Genomic DNA, 18,029 nt, shown 5'->3' on the forward strand with positions numbered 1-18,029 from the left:
TGAAATGACCACTATGACTCAATAAGACCTAAAACAACGATATGACCACTATGCCGCCAACATCTCCTCAGTCTTCTCCTGAGACTTTAAATCCAGATAATAACGCTGGAGCTTCGGCTTTACAGGTGCTCAATGACAAGCCTCCAGCAGTACGTATTGCGCTGACCGGCGAGCATCTGATCGAAGCCTCTGCAGGCACTGGTAAGACGTGGACATTGACCGGTATCCTGCTGCGCTTGTTAATTGAAGCTAAGCGTCCCCCTGAGCAGATTATCGCTACCACCTTTACTCGGGCGGCAGCAGCAGAGATGCGTCAGCGTGTGAATGACCGACTGATTGATTTTTATCAAGTGCTGCAATGGGTTAGTAGCTTGCAGGACAATACCAATTATAGGGAGGCGTTATACCCTGACGCCTTGCAGGTGCTGCCTGAGAAGAAAAAATCGTCTCATAAAAATACAGAAACGGATAAAAAAATATTAAAGATTAGCCCAGTTGAACGAAGCAAGCTTGAAAAAGTACGAGAAGAGTGGCTGCAAGAGCAAGCAAAGCTGGCTGGCATGAGTGAGCGTGTGAATGACCCTATTAACTTACACTTGGTGGGATATTTGCTCGATCATGTGACGACCTATCCTTTAGCTGAGGCTATTCGGCGTACCGAGCTGGTGCTGACGACTTTAGATAAGCTGTTCGTCGGGACACTAGACAGCTTGGCACAAAAGTGGCTGTCAGAATATAGCGCAGAGACCGGCTATCGCCAAGGCATGGGCATTACGGAAGATGTTGAAGTCGTGACAGATGGTATTATTCATGATGAGCTACGCCGGTTTCAGAGTCAGCTTTATTATGAGCAGCCTAAGATTTATCAATTGCTGCAAGAGCAGGGCAAGCTGACGACTATTGACGATCATCGTCAAGCGGTTAATAAAGCGTTGACTTTTATTTCTGCGCCCATTGATGAGGTCAAGCTGGCTGATGCTTTTGATTTTGCTGAATTAGAAGCGCTTCTAGAGAGATTTATAGCATTAGACTTCCAAGATATTGAGCCTTATTTTGATAAAGAATACAGAAAGTCGCAAGGTATAAGAGGCCGGTCAAATTTGGACACCAGAATTACCTACATAGCTGATATTCAAAAGGCTGTATGTCAGTATGGTTATGTTTTTTATAATCATTTAAACGACGATGCCAGTAAGATTTACCATGCAATAAAAAGTGTATTTCCTGATACAGAAGGGAAGACGGTAGGGTTTAATAGTAAAACTGAAGAATCTCATAATACATTTATCAACCTAGAAACCATAAAAACCTTAAAAGCAATTCACGATAAGACCGATGAGTTAGACGAGTATTTAGACAACATAGTCACTAATCTCAACCGCAATATTGCCATAAGCGTGCGCAAGAAGCTGGCCAGCATTTTAGAAGAGCGCAACGAGACCACCTTTACCCTACAGATGGTGCGTCTTAACCAAGCTTTATCAGGTAGACAAGGGCACAAGCTCGCTCGCTATATCCGCCACCATTATCCAGTGGCTCTAATTGACGAGTCGCAAGATATTAATGGCGAGCAGGCGCAGATGATTGAGCGCATTTATCTGCCTAGCCAGACCAATCCTAACCCTACTCATGAAGAGCTGTTGAATAGCGCCAGTAATAATGCAGTTAACAATGTCGAGACAAATAGCCAAGCCGTTGATAGTAGCAACAATGAGAGAAAAATAAGCACATTTTTATTGCTGGTCGGCGATCCGAAGCAGGCGATTTACGGCTTTCGTGGTGGCGACGTGGCCAACTATAACTACATGAAGGCCAAGTTTACCAGCAGTATTATGACGCTGAATCTCAACCGTCGCTCTAACGCTTACCTAATCGATGCATTAAATCATTGGTTTGGTTGTCCATTACCGCTAACTACAAAAGGTAATAGCAGTTCACAATTTGAGCTAATAGCCAATGATAAAAATAGCCTAAGTAAAAAAGAAGAACATCATGTCGCCTTATCAGAGCTTGGCGAAAATATTCACTATCAATACATTGAAGCCCATAATCAAAATACCAAGTTGTCTTGGCAATCAGCAATAGAGACAGCTAGTGATTCAGGCAATGATGATGTAGGAGTAGAAAGTCAGCCAGCCGAGCAGCCTTTACCGCCTACTATTCAAGACCTGCTACCGACTAAGCCGCTCACTATTATTCACCTGCCCAAGGATGAAGCAGACTACGATGAAAGTGAAGCAACCGCTCTACATATCGCCTCACTACTCAAGAGCCAGCAAACCATTGATGGTCGTCCGATTCGACCCAGTGACATTGGGGTATTAGGCAGAAGAAAGCTTGAGCTGAAGCAAATTGAGGCGTATCTCACTAAACTCAATGTCCCGACCTTAAGCACTAGTGAAGTCAGTATTTTTGAGACCATGATAGCGGCAGATTTAGTCGCACTAATGGAGGCAATGCTGCGCTCATACCGCCGCGACACCATCAACCGAGCGCTTACGAGTCAGTTTTTTGGCTTAAGCCTACGTCAAGTCAAAGCGATGATGGCCAGTCATGACCATCATGGTGAGGCAGACGATGATCTGACAGTGGGGAGTGGTCTTACGGATCATGCACCTGAAGATCGAAGCTCACAATGCTACCAAGACTTTATTACCCATATCAAAAAGGCGGCAGAGCTTTGGCAAAAGCGCGGTATATTGCCTGCCTTGCATCATCTGCTAGGGGTTAGTCCGATCCATCCTAAGGGTGCTTGGCAGAGTCTGGCGTCGCTACCAGACGGTGAGCGCCATATTATGGATCTTCGTCACTTATTAGATATCTTGGCGCAATACAGCATGAATATGGGCGAGCATGAGTTACTGTCTTGGTACAAGCAAAATATGGAGGCCGCGCCTACGGGAGACTGGGCCAAACAGCAGCCACTCCCCACCGAGTCAGGCGTTCAGCTAATGACTATTCATAAATCTAAAGGTTTAGAATTTCCTATCGTCTATGTATTAGGTATGGATGCGGCCAGCAATGAGGCGGGTTCGCGTGAGAAACATGGGTTGTATTTGTATAATGTAGAGACCAAGGAGAGCGAACAAGCCATAGGTTGGCAGCGCCGCTTGTCACCAGTTAAGGGCAAGCCGCACGATGAGAACTTTTTTACAGATATAGAAACTACAGAGAACTATAGCGAGCGTAAGCGGTTGGGGTATGTGGCCTTTACTCGGGCCAGTGAGCAGCTTTATATTGTCCTAAAAGACCTCTCTAAAAAGACAAAATTGACGAGTAGACCGGCGTTTTTTTGGCTGAGTTGTGATGATAAAGAGCTGGCCTTACCCGAGAGACTAAAATCCCAAGTGGGCTGGCTAGCGGGCAGCAAAATCTTTGACTATCATAACTGTCAAAAAGACAGCAAAAAACAGTCCTCATTAGCAATCGCTACACCCTCTAATGAAATTAACGACGTTACCCGTATTCCTTACCCAAATATAGATACGCTGATGCCCGATAAGTTCTTTTATGGTTGGGCAAAGACCAGTTTTACCGCTTTAGCACGGCAGCTAGGGGAGCAGAGCCAAGACTTAGCGGTTATGGATGAGCGCATAGATGATGACCTTTATATCGCGACTACGCCCAATTGGGACAATGCGGCCACCTTAGCTGCTGAAGATGATTGGGCAGCGCTGAAGCCTGTAGACGATATACGCTTTAGCTTTGTCAAAGGTGCCAATGCAGGTACATTTCTGCACCAAGTTTTCGAAAAGATAGACTTTACCGAGCAGGCTCTATGGTCTGTGGTAATTGATAAGGCCATCCGTGACTATCAATTGCCGATTCACTACGCCAGTCAAGAACAGCAACGCGTCATCTTAAAAAATAAAAAGGACAAGACACAAGATAAAAATAAAATAGACGATATGCATCATAGAGATCTGAAAAATTGGATAGCAGAAGTGTTAGAGACACCACTACTAGCGTCCAATCAACCGCTAAAAGCGATACCCACTAATAAACGCTTTGCCGAACTGAGCTTTAATATGGGTCTGTCTGAGGGATTTCGCGCTGAGGCCATTAGCGATATCTTTCGTCAGCATCTAGCAGATGATCCTGATAAGCATGTGGTGTTGACCAAGCATAATATCCCGCATCTATACCGCTATCTACGCGGCGAGATTGACTTAGTCTATGAGCACGCTGGCAAATATTATGTTGTCGATTATAAGAGTAACTATTTAGGAAATAGCCTAAGCAATTATAATCAACATACTCTATCTGAAGCCATGAGCAAAGCCGGATACTGGCTGCAAGCCGCGATTTATCAGGTCGCACTCCATCGTTTTCTCTCTATCCGTATTGCAGATTATATCGGCAATGAGCACCAGTACCTCGGTGCGGTAGAGTATGTCTTTTTACGTGGGACCTTAGCGCCTTCTTTAGAGAATAGCTCTGAGGCTCAGCAGACTCCGAACAACAGCCAGACAATATTGTCACAGCAACGCTTTGGCTTAGTTAAATGGGAAATTCCTATCGACTTTATCAAAGCCTTAGATGCAGCGTTTGGTAAGCCAACTCGCTAATGACACCACATTTATTACCAAAAATCAGTGACACTCATATGAAATCAGCCAATAACATGACCAATCCTAATACTGTCAGCCAAGTACCTCAACCGTGGGCGCATACGATCAGCGACTATCTATTGCAAAGAAGAGCGCAGAATAAGCAAGCTTACGAGACGGCTTTTATAGGGCAGGGTAGTGCTGCGATTATTGAAGATCTAGACGGTCAGGTGAATGATTGGCTGTTTAAAGCTTTATTTATCGCTTTAGCACAGCAGTTGGAAGAGGGACATACAGTATTGGCGCTTAGTATAGACAGTCATCCTGATAGTGAGACTAGCAGTGCTGTGAATACGTCGGCTATGCTGCATACTTGGCAACAGCAACTGCTGACTACTTTGCTATCGCCATTGTCAGACTATCTCGATAAAGCAGTTCAGCCTACTGGGGATAGTTCAGACCTAAGCGAAGAGGATAAAGCGAATGCTAATCTAGCTACAGACTCGTTAGGTGAGTTATTAAGGCGATGGCCGCAAGTCATCGTACAGCTGGCTCTACCGCGGCATGAGAGTAAGATATTGACGGAGCGCTATGAGTTAGGGTGCAAGTTATATGACCACTTCTTACGTATGAATAAGCTCGATGGTCATAGCCGAAATAGCCTAAGCAATTTTATTCAACTTATCCACGATAATAATCTATTCGCTGATACCCGTACCACTGATACCACGCCCATACGATTTAAAGTAATTAATACTCAAAATAGCCTAAGCATAACTTTATGGCTTCAACGAACTTGGCAAGCAGAACACACACTAGCCAAAAAGATTCAACAAATTAGTACTTACCCAGTCACACCATTACCTATCACTGTAAATGAACAACTAAATACAGAACAACAAGCAGCGATTGACATGGCCAATAACAGCGCTTTTAGCATTATTACCGGAGGACCGGGGACAGGGAAGACCTATACAGTAGCGCAGTTGGTCATTGCGCTTAAAGATATGCAAACTACTGACTCAACAGCTAATGAGAAGCCTAAGCGCGCCACAAAAGAACAAAGTGCCAGTTTGGCATTGGCTGCTCCTACAGGGAAAGCCGCCCAGCGGATGCAAGAGTCGCTACAAGTAGCATTAGATAGCGCAGGCGTGAGTATGCAACTGCAAGAAGCTAAGACCATCCACCGCTTGCTCGGTATAGGGCAGAGTGGGCGACCGCGCTACCACGCGGACAATCCTCTGAGTGAAGACGTCGTCATCATTGATGAAGCCTCTATGTTAGGGGTGGAGCTGGCCAATCATCTAGTCAGTGCTATCAAGCCTGGCGCGAGACTCATTCTTTTAGGAGATGCCAATCAGCTTGCCGCAGTTGATGCTGGGGCCGTACTAGCAGATTTATGCCGCATTCCTATATTGCAGTCGATGCACCAAGAGCTAACAGAAAGCCGTCGATTCAGTAGTGAGTCGGGCATTGGTAAACTTGCAGCGCAAATCAATAGTCCCACTACTGATGTGCCAGCGATATGGCAGCTGTTTGCAAATGATGATGCTTTGGCCTTTCAGTCGGTCAGAGCCCGAATTGATACTGATAATGGCAGTATTGATAATAATCAAAATATAAATAGCCTAAGCAACTATAAGATTCTCAAAAACCTATCAAAAAACTACCAAAATTACGTAAACAAAATTCAAAATTTATTAACAACATCATCCACCGCAAAATCTGTACCTAAAATTGAGCCTATAACCTTTATTAACGAACTTTTGAACACGCTAAATCAATTTCGTATCCTAACAGCAGGACATCACGGCCGTTGGGGCGATCATGCTTTGAATAACTACTTGAGCGACTGGCATATTAGTGAATTAAAGCTGCCAGTGTCGAATAGTCCTTGGTTCCACGGGCGTCCAGTCATGGTGTTGCAGAATAGCTATGAGCTAGGCTTATTCAACGGTGATATTGGTATTTGCTTGCAGACCGAGAAGGGGCTTGAGGTCTTTTTTGAAAATAAACAGCAAGGTATCGCGGTCAACTTATTAAATGACGAGATGATTGCCACAGCCTATGCGATGACCATTCACAAGTCACAAGGGTCTGAGTTTGATCATGTAGCGATTACCTTTGATGATAGCAATGCGCGGCTACTGAGTAAGGAGCTGATCTATACGGCTGTGACCCGTGCCAAGCAGCAAGTTAGTATCTATAGTACGCAAACGGCATTTGCGCAGGCTGTTAGTACACCGACAGAGCGCCAAACCGGGTTGGCTTTGCAGTTTGATAAAGAATACAAATAGATAAATTGTCTTATAGCCTCATTACAAGCTATTAATAATTATCAACATACGTAGTAGTATTAAGGTTGAGTATTTAACGGTAATAAGGGATTATAATGAATTTTAAGACAGCTTTTATCGGCAGTTTTTGGTTAGTAGGTGCTTTTACATTGGCTGCATGTGGCGGCGGTGATGATACCAATTCAACAATGACTAGCGCTCATACGGGTGGTGGTAACGAGTCAAATCGTGGTCCTATTGTGAATAAAGAGCTTAAGTACACCACTTATGATATTTATAGTGATGTCGTTAATGATAAGTATAAGAGCGCTTGGGGAAAATTAAAGTATTCGATTACGGAAGATGGCGTTCGAGAGGAGATATCTACTGTTGTCGGTAGCACACCTTATAAGGACACTCATAACTCTAATAATGAGGGTTTGGACTATTATGCAGGCGATAATTTCTTTATAGCTACCTCTGAAGATTGGGATAATGCGAGTCATAAGCTTAGCTTTGTAGATCACGATACCTATAAGTTGAAAATCACTTCTGATAAGGCGTCGATTACTAGCAATTATGATGTTCTAAGTTATGACATAAGTGGTGCTAAAAAATTGCCTGACAATGCAAAAACAGGTATTCGTACTGATTTGCATTATCCTTATTTCCCAGCGAATGTTACCTTTCCCAAAGGATCGCAATGTTACATCCTTGCAGAGACACCTGAGCAAAGCTATTATAGTTTTTATAGCACAGCAGAACGTGATGACATTACTCTAGATCAATGGCTAGCGAATAAGAAAAAAGAAAATCGAGTTACTAATGACGGCATTAAATATAACTATCAAGTCAATAATTTAGTTAAAGAAAAAGTAGGTCAGAAGAACAGTTTGAACGCCCTTCGATTCACCGATCAGTATGGAAAAATCCATGCTGCCATTGAATTTAATGGTTTAGTGTACAATGCAGACTATCTGCAAAAGGGAGTGAAAGAAAAGATTGAAAGCGATCCTAAAACCCAACTTGTCAATTGCCGGTTATATAATGATATTGCTGCTGACTTTATAGAAAAGCAGATTAAAGCTAACTATAAATAGCCCGATCTATCCATGATGGGTAGTAAAAGTAGTCAATAATAAATAAGCACCCAATCTTGGGTGCTTGTTTAGTAGCAATTGTAGGCTAAATTTGGTCTTCTTTAATCGCATAGATGCCAGGCAGATGACGCAAATAGCCATGAAAATCCATACCACAGCCATACACATAGCGATCAGCAACGTCGATACCGACAAAATCAACATTAAAATCTTTAACTTTGCGGTCATGTTCTTTATTAAGAAGCACGCAGCAGTTTATTGAGGCTGGATTTTCGATTTTTAACTCTTCTACAATGGCTTTTAAGGTGATACCTTCATCAAAGATATCATCGATCAGCAGAACGTGCTCATTGGTTAACTCTACGTCGGGTCGATAGTTCCACGTCAGCTCATTAGTACCTTGATTATCACGGTAGCGGGTAGCATGAATATAGTGCATACGATGATAGAAAGTCAGCTGAGTGAGTAGCTGACCTGCTGGGATTAGACCACCATTCATGACGACCATCACGATAGGATTTAAGCCGGCATAATGAAGATTCAACTGAGCGGCGAGGCGCTCATAAGCAGCAGCGACTTCAATACTACTAATTAGACATTCTGAATTACGTAAAGTTTTTTCAATTTCTTGGTTGCTGATTTGGGTCATGGAGTTTGCCTTACATTAAGAATGCCGGTTATTTTAACAAGAAATAGATAATAATCCTAACCATCACAGCGATAAAATCGGATTAATCATTTATTTGTACGATAAATGGCTTATAGAAGCCTGCTAAGCGGTTTAAAGCAGGATTATCAAGCTGAGGGAACAGCTTGTTGATCGCCATTCCTAACCCTTTGTTGATAGCTACCTTGGTCACAGGAACTGCATTACGCTTAAACATCCCAAGCTTTAAGGTAGCAGCAAAACGTGTAATAAAGTGAGTCAGTATTTCATTGTTCATAACCTCAAGGCCATGTTTGAATTTATCGATGTCAATAGACTCAGGGGTGACCGCATTGAACCCTGCTAAAATTTGACTCGCCGCTTCATCAGGTAACTTAAAACCAACTCGGCGCTCACCTGCATTATCCGTAAATAGCGATTCATTCTTCATAAAACAGAATGTGGGCAACACATCTTGGTTATTGTCTTTGCCCAATAACACTTTTAATAAAGTCTCAGTAGAGCTTTCGATCGAAACGATAATTTTACGCATTTTCGCCTGTCTTTCAGGATTGGGAATATAGTCAACAAGGTTAACCAAAAGATTGTCGATAAGTTCACGAGCGATAAGCTGAGCAATCTCATTCCGGTAAAGATAATAATCTTCATCCTTGCCAGCTGTAATGACTTTATCAGCTTGATCAATCTTCTGGCTGAGCTCGTCTGAAGGTTTAAATCCAAAATAGTGAGACATGTAAAACTCCTTTTAATAGTAGCCAATAATTTGATGTGACAATTTAACCATGACCAACAAAGTTGGTCTACAGTTAGGCATAATAAAAATATATTACCTAGGCAAGAAGGCATTCATTAGAGTAAGCGCAGTCAAAAAGGGCAGGGCATAGTAGTCGTACATGTATTATTGCTATCTGCTAATCCCCAACCGATCATCGGGCAGCTCCTCAATTGCTTAACCGACTAACTGACTTTTATGAGTGATACAGAGCGGTAAATCAAGCTGGATATAACTGGCTGAATTAACAACATAATAATATTTGCAGTCAAATATTGACTAATGGTAGGTATAAGTGGAGGGTTGTTGTGCCCCTTTTGCTTGTAGCCTTATTAAAGCCTTATCAAAAATCACCTTACTGTCATAGCTAGCATTTTAGGTCAGTACCCGAAAATAGATTTCAATTCCTAAATCAGGCTGACTTGATATCAGTAACACTAAAGTTATCTGGCCAACAGCTGCACTAAGTTTTATGAAAGCTAGAATTGATAAGGAGCGCTAAGGTAATTTAGATGACAATGGTCATTCAATATCACCTAATAACCCTACTGGTATAGTGACAATAACCATCCCGTATGCTAAATTATCGACCACTGCGGTGATACCTGCATCTACTATATAAAAAATATATGGTTTGGATATTCATAGCTAGCGGCTTTAGCAGATAAGTCGTGCTCAACTAGCCAAAAAATGAGCTAGGCTTAGAAACTATAGAAGCAGGGCAGCGCTTACCAATGACGCATTCACTAAAATCAGTCCTTTGTTATCACAGACTACTCACTACTCAAATTACCACTAACGGCACAGGTATCCAATCTGGATAATAGTGTCGATATGAGGTCATATAGCAGAGCGCTAGATCAATATTATGAAGAGGGCGTGGGACAGAGATCGGCAAATTTATTTATGGTCTAATATCGATGTGCCGATCACTGACTGATATAAATAGCGCACTTATAGCGAATCAAGCTCAAGACTGACTAAAAAAAGTTAGACATAATATTGAAGTCAGGGTGAAAAAACACAAGACCACACTAAATACAGCGATAGAAAATTAAGGTCAGACACATCCTGACCACAGTCTCCTATCAAACAACAACCTTGGTAATGCACCAGCTATCGATCTGGTGCTTTATATATTTTACCAATCTATCCTAAACCGTCCAGGGAGGGTTAAATGAACAGTGCTATTGTCCTAATTTTCGGTATTGTCGCCATGTTGTGCGGCTATCTATTTTATTCCAAATTTATTGCAAGCAAAATATTGGCACTAGACAATAGCATTCCCACGCCAGCCCATACTCTAAAAGATGGTATCGACTATGTCCCAACCAATAAATACGTCTTGTGGGGGCATCATTTTACCTCAGTAGCTGGCGCCGCACCTATTATCGGTCCTGCGATTGCAGTCATTTGGGGCTGGGTTCCCGCTATTCTTTGGGTGGTACTTGGTACTATCTTTATGGCAGGCGTTCATGATATGTCTGCTGTCTGGGCAAGTGTACGAAACAAGGGTCAATCTATTGGCTCTATTGCCGGTACTGTCATGGGTGGCCGAGTGCGCACACTCATGATGGTGGTGATCTTCTTACTATTATTGATGGTTAATGCTGTCTTTGGCGTTGCCATTGCTAATATGATGATCAAGACGCCATCAGCGGTACTTCCTGTTTGGGGGGCATTAGTGGTCGCTGCTATTATCGGTCAGTGTATCTATCGCTATAAGATGAGTTTACCACTTGTCTCTATCATTGGGGTCGTAGCGCTTTACACCCTAATCTATCTTGGCCCTATGTTTCCAGTAGTACTGCCCGAGACAGTCATGGGCCTACCTGATAATGCGGTTTGGATTATTATTCTATTCGTTTACGCGGCAATCGCATCATTATTACCTGTGTGGATGCTCTTACAACCTCGAGACTATATCAACGGCCTACAACTGTTCGTCGGCCTAATACTACTGTATGGCGCAATCTTTATCGCGACACCGAATATAGTAGCGCCTGCGATTAACAATAACCTGCCAGCTAGCACGCCGCCTATGCTGCCACTATTATTCGTGACGATTGCTTGTGGTGCTATCTCTGGCTTCCATGGCTTAGTCGCTACGGGTACTACTTCAAAACAAATCGATAAAGAAGAAGATACCCGCTTCGTTGGTTATTTTGGTGCCGTTGGTGAAGGGCTATTAGCACTCGGTGCGGTACTCGCTGCTACAGCTGGCTTTGCTAGTCTCGCAGATTGGGAAGGGGTCTATCAAAAGTTCGGTGATGGCTCTATCGGCGCATTCATCGATGGTGGTGCTACTATCTTGAACGCTGGTGTCGGTATTGATATGGTACTGTCGCAGACTATGCTTACCGTTATGGCAGCTTTATTCGCTGGTACTACAATGGATACAGGGGTTCGTTTACAGCGTTATATCTTCCAAGAGTTTGGTGAGATTTATAATCTACCGCCTCTACGCAAAGGTTATGTAGCGACATTATTGGCTGTCGGTACCTGCTTGTTACTTGCTTTTGGTGCCGGTGGTATCGATGGCTCTGGTGGTATGATCATCTGGCCATTATTCGGTACGACTAACCAGCTGATGGCAGCTCTGACCTTAATGATTGTGACGGTTATCTTGTTACGTAAAGGCAAGACCGTTTGGTACACTTTAGCGCCGCTGACTTTCTTACTAGTCATGGCGATACTTGCACTTTTACTTCAATTAAAGACTTTCTATGTCGATGGTAATTGGCTACTTATCATCATGGATATCATCATTTTGATTGCTACAATTATGGTGACCTTTGAGAGCTTCTCAGTACTGCGCCGTGAATGGCGTCAGCATAAGACTCTAAGCTAAGGTATAAAGGTAGGTGAATTAGAAGGTAGGTGAATTAGTTCGTTAAGTGGCTTACAAAATTAGTAAGTTAAGAGAAACGCTGGCAGAAGCTGGCGTTTTTTTATGACCTGATTTTAGATTACTGTCTTTATACTCCTACTACAACCTAGATATTAGTGAATCAAGATAAGCTTGCTATAGACATAAACAACGTTTATTTTCTTTTTTGAAAAATCGTTTCTGACATCGTGTTAAATCTTGCTAAATATGCTGAAACTTAATAAAGGTATTTAGCTCTAGTATAATTTCTAAGCCTGTAATGCTAAGATTGAATACAAACCAGATAACGCCTCCCCAAGATAGTGGCAAGATAATGGGGTAAGTGGCAAAAAGACAGAGTCAATCATCGTAGAAAAATCTTGCAGAATAACACATTGATTTTATGAGAATTTAGAGGGCTGCATCGGTTCATCACCTAGATGAGCTTTAGACTCTGGGATAAGAGACAACGACCACAAAAGCCATAGGATGTTTAACAACTCAAGCCAAAGCCCCGTCCCCTTAAACAGACAAGGCATGATTTTAAGAGTGTTATTCTATAGCGAGCTAAGAGGTCGGAATAGAGATGAATATGAAAGGTAGGAATGATAAATATAATCGCATTAGTCAATTATTAGTCAATTATTAGTCAATTCGGGGCTTATTTCACGGTAGAGGAGCGAAAAATGGAGCATAAAATGACGCAGAATCTTTCCTTTTGGCGGCGGTTCGTTGAGGGGCTTAATGAGTTTTACCATGCTCCATATCGGCAAACTCTAGCTCGGGCAGCGCGTGATGAAGAAGACTTATTTATGTTGCTGCTCTTTGCTGAGAGTCTAGGGGTAGATAATCCTGCCAGTTTTTATACGTTAGAGCTACAGCCAATATTTTTGGAAAAATTCCATGAATGGCATACGCGCATGGGCATGGAGCGCTGTCCGCTACAGCATGGCGGTTGCTGCTAGTATTCGTGTCAGATATCGGTGCGCACCAACGACCGGATTGTCTTTAATTCAAAGCTCTGTAGGCTGTCGTTTGTAGAAGACTAGCCCTCTCAAACATTTAAGTCGTGATATTGATAGAATGATATTTATAGGAAGTTACCATGAGTTTTAAGCCGCTTGGGCAACTGGCGTCCCAGCTAAAAAATACCCCTATTTTATTTATTGGTGGTAAGGGCGGCGTAGGGAAGACCACTACGGCTGCTACATTAGCAGTTAGGTTTGCGTCGCAAGGTCAGGGGACGCTACTTATCTCTACAGATCCTGCTCACAGTCTGGGCGATATCTTTTCCGCCAAGCTCGGACATAGTAAAACGGCATTACATAAGTATCTGGACGTCATCGAGCTGAATCCCGATATCATTATCGACCAGCATTTCGCGCAGGTAGAGCGAACCATTAGTGGCTATACCAATCCGGAGATGATGCCCAAGATTCAGGCACACCTTAAGCTTTCTAAGAGTGCGCCGGGCGCGCAGGAAGCGGCGATGCTAGAATCAATATGTAAGCACTTGGTCGAGGCGATTGAGGCTGGATATGAGCATGTGATATTTGACACAGCACCAACAGGTCATACATTACGACTGCTGGTATTGCCTGAGATGATGGAGGCTTGGACCGATGGGCTGCTCACACAGCAGCGGCGTCAGGCCAAGCTCAAAAGTGCTGCCGATCATTTAGGCAGTGCTACATCTAAAAGCCAATTGGCCAACCCTTTTGACAAAGCTGGAAAACCTGATCGCTGGCAGCAAGCGGTCGAAGTACTGACAAAACGCAAGCGGCTATTCAGTCAAGCCGGTAGCCTACTGCACGATAAGGCTAAAACAGCCGTTGTCTTAGTCATGACTGCCGATACGCTACCGATTGAAGAGACACGGCGAGCTACAGAACAGTTAACCTCAGCGCAGCTCAGGCCCGCTGCTATTGTGGTAAATCAATTGATTAGACCCAAGCAGAGCGATGACTTTTGGCAGCAAAGAGCGACTCGCCAGCAAAAACTCCTTGGCGATATAGAGCAGATATTTAAGAGCTATCCGCTCTATGAGATTTATCTTCAGCAGACTGATATCCGCGGTTTTGCTGCATTAGAGGCCATGACTAACCCAGAGTAGCGTTTAAAGCGTACGTTAAAAGCACGGGTTAGGACGCAAACCATTCCCTAAGCCTTATCGATACAATCTTCTAGATAAGCTCCACGCAGCGTCAGCTCGAAGCTCACTTGCTTGTTGGCTATTGCCACCTGTCAAGCTGCTCCACTGAGGCTTGCCACGAGCTTTTTTAAGCTCACTCGGTAGCTTGTTTGGCTCCCACGGGGCGTTGGTCTGCTCTTGAAGCTCAGCAATAGGCGAGTCGGCTGTCGCCGCATGACCACGATGGCGTAGGGCCGTGAGCAAGTCCAATGAGCGAGTAGCTAGCAGCGTCAAAGTCGCGGGATCAATATAGAGTCGTTTAACCCCAGTAATCTTATCCGCAATACTGCTGGTATTAGACAACAGCCCGCCTGCGATGCCACCAAGAGCCGCACCAAGCCCTAAGGTAGTACCAAGCGCAGCTGCATCAATGCCCAGACCTAGCAAGGCACCTGCCGCTGCACCCGATGTAGTGCGGAGGCCATAACTTTTGAGCAGCTCAGGGTCAAAGGGGTCCTGCTGGTATTCTTGTAGCTCAAGTGGAGTGACTACTGCGGCATTGTCATAGAATTTATATAGGTTTAACAATTGCGACTGCATCGTGCGTTCTGTCTGGCGCACCGCTTCTTGCATCTCCTTGAGTACCGGCATTGGGTCATCGTCCTCACTAATCTCGCGTACGAAAGCGGCGACGTTCAGCAAGAAGTCAGCGATGATAATAGTAGCTTCATCATAAAGCTGCGCCCAGTCGTCCTGTCGTCTGTCGATCAGCTGATTTAGCACTTCAGGATGGGTCAGCATGGTGGCAAGGTTTTGCCACAAAGTCATCTCATCGTCAAACTCAAAGGCGACCGAATCGAAGCGAGTAGAGATGTGCAAGTTGCGCCGTGCTAGCATCGTCTGCCATTCGCTGATATTGGCATCTTGGCTGTCAGTAAAGTTAAAGACTGGCATCACCGGAATCGCGGCCCAAGACAAGATGCTCAGCTCGTCCTTATATTTGCCCAGTACCGGCTCTCTGGCATCAATGACATAGATAGCCATATCGCTCGCCAGCAGCTGCCGGATGACTTTGGCTTCTTGTGAATAGTCATCCATCGAGCTGTTGACCAAATCGCCGCCTTGGGCGATATCATTGGCCAAAAACTGCTGTAGTCGCTCGATACCATCTCGGCGGCTGGCCGTATTGTCCTCAAGCCAATCCATTAGACCTGAGGCATCTTCTAACCCTGGAGTATCGTACAAGGCTACAAGTACCTGTCCAGTCTGGCTGTCGCTAATCAGCGCTTGCTCTACATGCCGAGTGGTCGCCGCTTCGTTTTTGACCTCACCGAAATACATGTCGCGCAGCAGCGTTCGCAAGATTGAAGTCTTACCAGTATTGGTATGACCGACCACTGCGAGCTTGAGAGCCTCACCACTTGCCAGCGTGGTTTTAGGCGCTTCTTTTAAGATAGTAGACATAGATTGGGGCGCTGCGCTTTGCTCAGTATCTTTGCTTTGTTTGTTTAAATCTGGCTTAGCCGCGGGATCATTATCGTTATGACACTTATTATTAGAATCATTAGGGCCATTCATGAAAGCTTTATCAGCAAACAATCCGGGCGGACGACTATCAGCTTGATTGGAAGTAATGTCAGTAGATGAAGGTATAGTGGTAGGAGAGGCAGTCGATGATCGCTGATTTGGATTAGAATTAGGCATAATTTTTGATAGCTTCTTTAACTTGATAAATTTGAATAAGCGTCTAACCTGCATTAGGCTAAGATTAAGCAAGTAAAAATCACCACAGTGCGTCAGGCGCTTTAAATAGCTCCCAAAGCGCTGCTAAAGGCTTTTACTTTATTCCAATAATAGACTGATTAAGGGTCTCCCTTAAGCGATCAAGGTAAGCGGCATAACGGCCCATGTTAACCTTCAACTGAACCCTTAGGACAATACCTTAGTATAGCAAAACAGGGTAAATGACATTTAAAAATTACTTTAGCATACGTTTCACTATTTAAGTCGATATTTTAATGGCTATGTATGTCCTCTTTCTAGAAGTTAACGCTCCATAACCCCGTTGTTTTGGCTATTACCGTAAGGCTAGAATGACCTTTTAGGAGCCACATTCAACTTATCGAATCTGCCACAAGACCAATCTGCCTCTCAGCAAGAGCGGTCTGCCATTGATCATAGCGCGCAGACTTTGCGGCTTGATTCATAGTCACATTATTATCCTTTAACAGCTGAACAATAAGGCCTTGTTTAGCATGACTGGCGATTTTATCAAGCTTTCGCATCGTACCACGGTCCGGAAGTGCTTGAGCATGAATACCGATAAGAACTTGCACGTCATTGTCTTCTAGATAGCTTAGCAATCGCTCCATGTCATCACGGTCATCGAGGATGCCAAAGTCATGAATCTGATGGCCGACACTGAACTGATACCAGTGTTCATCTTCATAAGGATATTCAAGTAGAGCGACGAGCTTTTGACCGTGGGCTACCTGTGCTACGGGAGCAACAGGCACGATTTTTTCCTCAAAATCATCCGCATCGACGACCTTGCGCTGCCAAAAGTTAAGGATTTTTTGATAATAAGGCAGCTTGATATCTAGGCGCATTTTTTTGCGGCGAAACATAAGTGCGCAAAAGGCCCAAGCAATGGCTCTAGGCACGATGCCGTACATCAGCAAGCTACCAATCAACAAGCTGGCCCATTGCCGAGCAATAGTCAGCGGCATTGTCCCCTGAACCAATCGACTTTGAACCACCGCATCACTATCAGGCACACTAAACCCGACCATATTGGGTAGCCAACCTAGCCAATGGGTTAGTGTCATCAATGTAGAGTCTGATAGGAGCGTCGACTCCCAGCTAAAGCTGTACTGGCGCACAATGAGCAAAAAGATAATGGCAAACAGCATGCCGGTTAAAGTGGCTAACCACAACTGATGGCTGAATTTGCTGAGATACCAACGCATACCAGTGTGCTGTAGCTGACGCTCATACAAGCTCGCAGCGGCCATAGTAACGTCGTCCTTGCCACGCACTAGCGCTCGCGGGCTAATAAAGCTGGTAACAATACTAGGCGACTGATCACCTTGATTGACCAAGGTCAGGAGCAGCCAGCCCACTAGCATGACTGTATGAAAGCCCAGCAAACAAACGAGCACATAAAAGAAATTGACCACATTGGCTTGCAAGAGGGTAAATAGGCCCAAGAAGCCAGAAATACACCAGACGATACTCATGACCAAGATGATACCCTTGATACGGCCATCTATCTTGCCTAGCGTACTAGCCAGCTGAGCATTTGCATCAATGCGCTCAGCGCGGCGATGCAACTTTTGAATGGGGTTGCCACTCTCATCTTGTAGCTTTTCGGTGATGAGTAGAGGGTCGGCGGCAAAGACATGGTTTTGTGTCTCAAGCTCACGAACCAGCTCGGTTAATTGGTCTTGTTTGGATAGCATGTAAACGTCCAATAACAGCGTGCGTCAGTAATCGATAATTTATATTGCCAACTGGCACTTAAAATAAAGGCTTATTGTAGCGCATTTGGAAAGGTTATAATTTTGCCATTAAATTAGGTAGCTCAGAAATAATTTTACTGCAAAAATTTATGATAAAAGTATCTATATCCGCACAAATTGCGATTTACATTTATTTTTACAGT

The 18,029-nt window shown here is 44.0% G+C and carries 10 protein-coding genes; 6 read left to right on the forward strand and 4 right to left on the reverse strand.

What is annotated here, in order from left to right; all coding sequences use genetic code 11:
- Window positions 1–41 precede the first annotated feature (41 nt).
- The 3 genes from EGV92_RS08900 to EGV92_RS08910 all read left to right on the forward strand — a co-directional run bounded on the left by EGV92_RS08900 (window position 42) and on the right by EGV92_RS08910 (window position 7,926).
- Window positions 42–4,568: a UvrD-helicase domain-containing protein gene (locus tag EGV92_RS08900; RefSeq protein ID WP_131668906.1), complete on the forward strand. Its 4,527-nt coding sequence runs from the start codon at window positions 42–44 to the stop codon at window positions 4,566–4,568.
- Window positions 4,569–4,606: 38 nt separating this feature from the next.
- A complete protein-coding gene (gene recD / locus EGV92_RS08905) occupies window positions 4,607–6,847 on the forward strand; it encodes an exodeoxyribonuclease V subunit alpha (protein WP_242678672.1) in 2,241 nt (746 codons plus the stop codon).
- A 95-nt stretch (window positions 6,848–6,942) separates the two neighbouring features.
- Window positions 6,943–7,926: a hypothetical protein gene (locus tag EGV92_RS08910; protein ID WP_131668907.1), complete on the forward strand. Its 984-nt coding sequence runs from the start codon at window positions 6,943–6,945 to the stop codon at window positions 7,924–7,926.
- A gap of 85 nt (window positions 7,927–8,011) precedes the next feature.
- Here the strand turns inward: EGV92_RS08910 and EGV92_RS08915 are convergent, their stop codons facing one another.
- Window positions 8,012–8,575 carry a hypoxanthine-guanine phosphoribosyltransferase gene (locus EGV92_RS08915; RefSeq protein ID WP_131668908.1) on the reverse strand — a complete coding sequence of 188 codons (564 nt, stop codon included), beginning with the start codon at window positions 8,573–8,575 and terminating at the stop codon, window positions 8,012–8,014.
- A gap of 82 nt (window positions 8,576–8,657) precedes the next feature.
- Window positions 8,658–9,326: a hypothetical protein gene (locus EGV92_RS08920; RefSeq protein ID WP_131668909.1), complete on the reverse strand. Its 669-nt coding sequence runs from the start codon at window positions 9,324–9,326 to the stop codon at window positions 8,658–8,660.
- 1,216 nt (window positions 9,327–10,542) lie between these two features.
- Between EGV92_RS08920 and EGV92_RS08925 the strand changes: the two genes are divergently transcribed.
- The 3 genes from EGV92_RS08925 (at window position 10,543) to EGV92_RS08935 (ending at window position 14,347) form a co-directional block, all read left to right on the forward strand.
- On the forward strand, window positions 10,543–12,216 hold the full coding sequence (locus EGV92_RS08925; RefSeq protein ID WP_131668910.1) for a carbon starvation CstA family protein: 1,674 nt from the start codon (window positions 10,543–10,545) through the stop codon (window positions 12,214–12,216).
- Between the two features lie 716 nt (window positions 12,217–12,932).
- The gene (locus EGV92_RS08930) at window positions 12,933–13,199 is read left to right on the forward strand and encodes a cory-CC-star protein (RefSeq protein WP_207401773.1); all 267 of its coding nucleotides are present in this window, start codon (window positions 12,933–12,935) and stop codon (window positions 13,197–13,199) included.
- Between the two features lie 140 nt (window positions 13,200–13,339).
- Window positions 13,340–14,347, forward strand: coding sequence for an ArsA family ATPase (locus tag EGV92_RS08935; protein ID WP_131668912.1), 1,008 nt, complete (start codon window positions 13,340–13,342; stop codon window positions 14,345–14,347).
- 54 nt (window positions 14,348–14,401) lie between these two features.
- Here EGV92_RS08935 and EGV92_RS08940 read toward each other — a convergent pair whose 3' ends face one another.
- Both EGV92_RS08940 and EGV92_RS08945 read right to left on the reverse strand, forming a co-directional pair.
- Window positions 14,402–16,069, reverse strand: a complete 1,668-nt coding sequence (locus EGV92_RS08940; RefSeq protein ID WP_242678673.1) for a DUF3482 domain-containing protein — start codon at window positions 16,067–16,069, stop codon at window positions 14,402–14,404.
- A 410-nt stretch (window positions 16,070–16,479) separates the two neighbouring features.
- Entirely contained in the window at window positions 16,480–17,826 is a 1,347-nt protein-coding gene (locus EGV92_RS08945; protein ID WP_131668913.1) for a DUF2868 domain-containing protein, read from the reverse strand.
- Window positions 17,827–18,029: the final 203 nt, after the last annotated feature.

Source organism: Psychrobacter pygoscelis, assembly GCF_004335015.1.
GTDB classification, from domain to species: domain Bacteria; phylum Pseudomonadota; class Gammaproteobacteria; order Pseudomonadales; family Moraxellaceae; genus Psychrobacter; species Psychrobacter pygoscelis.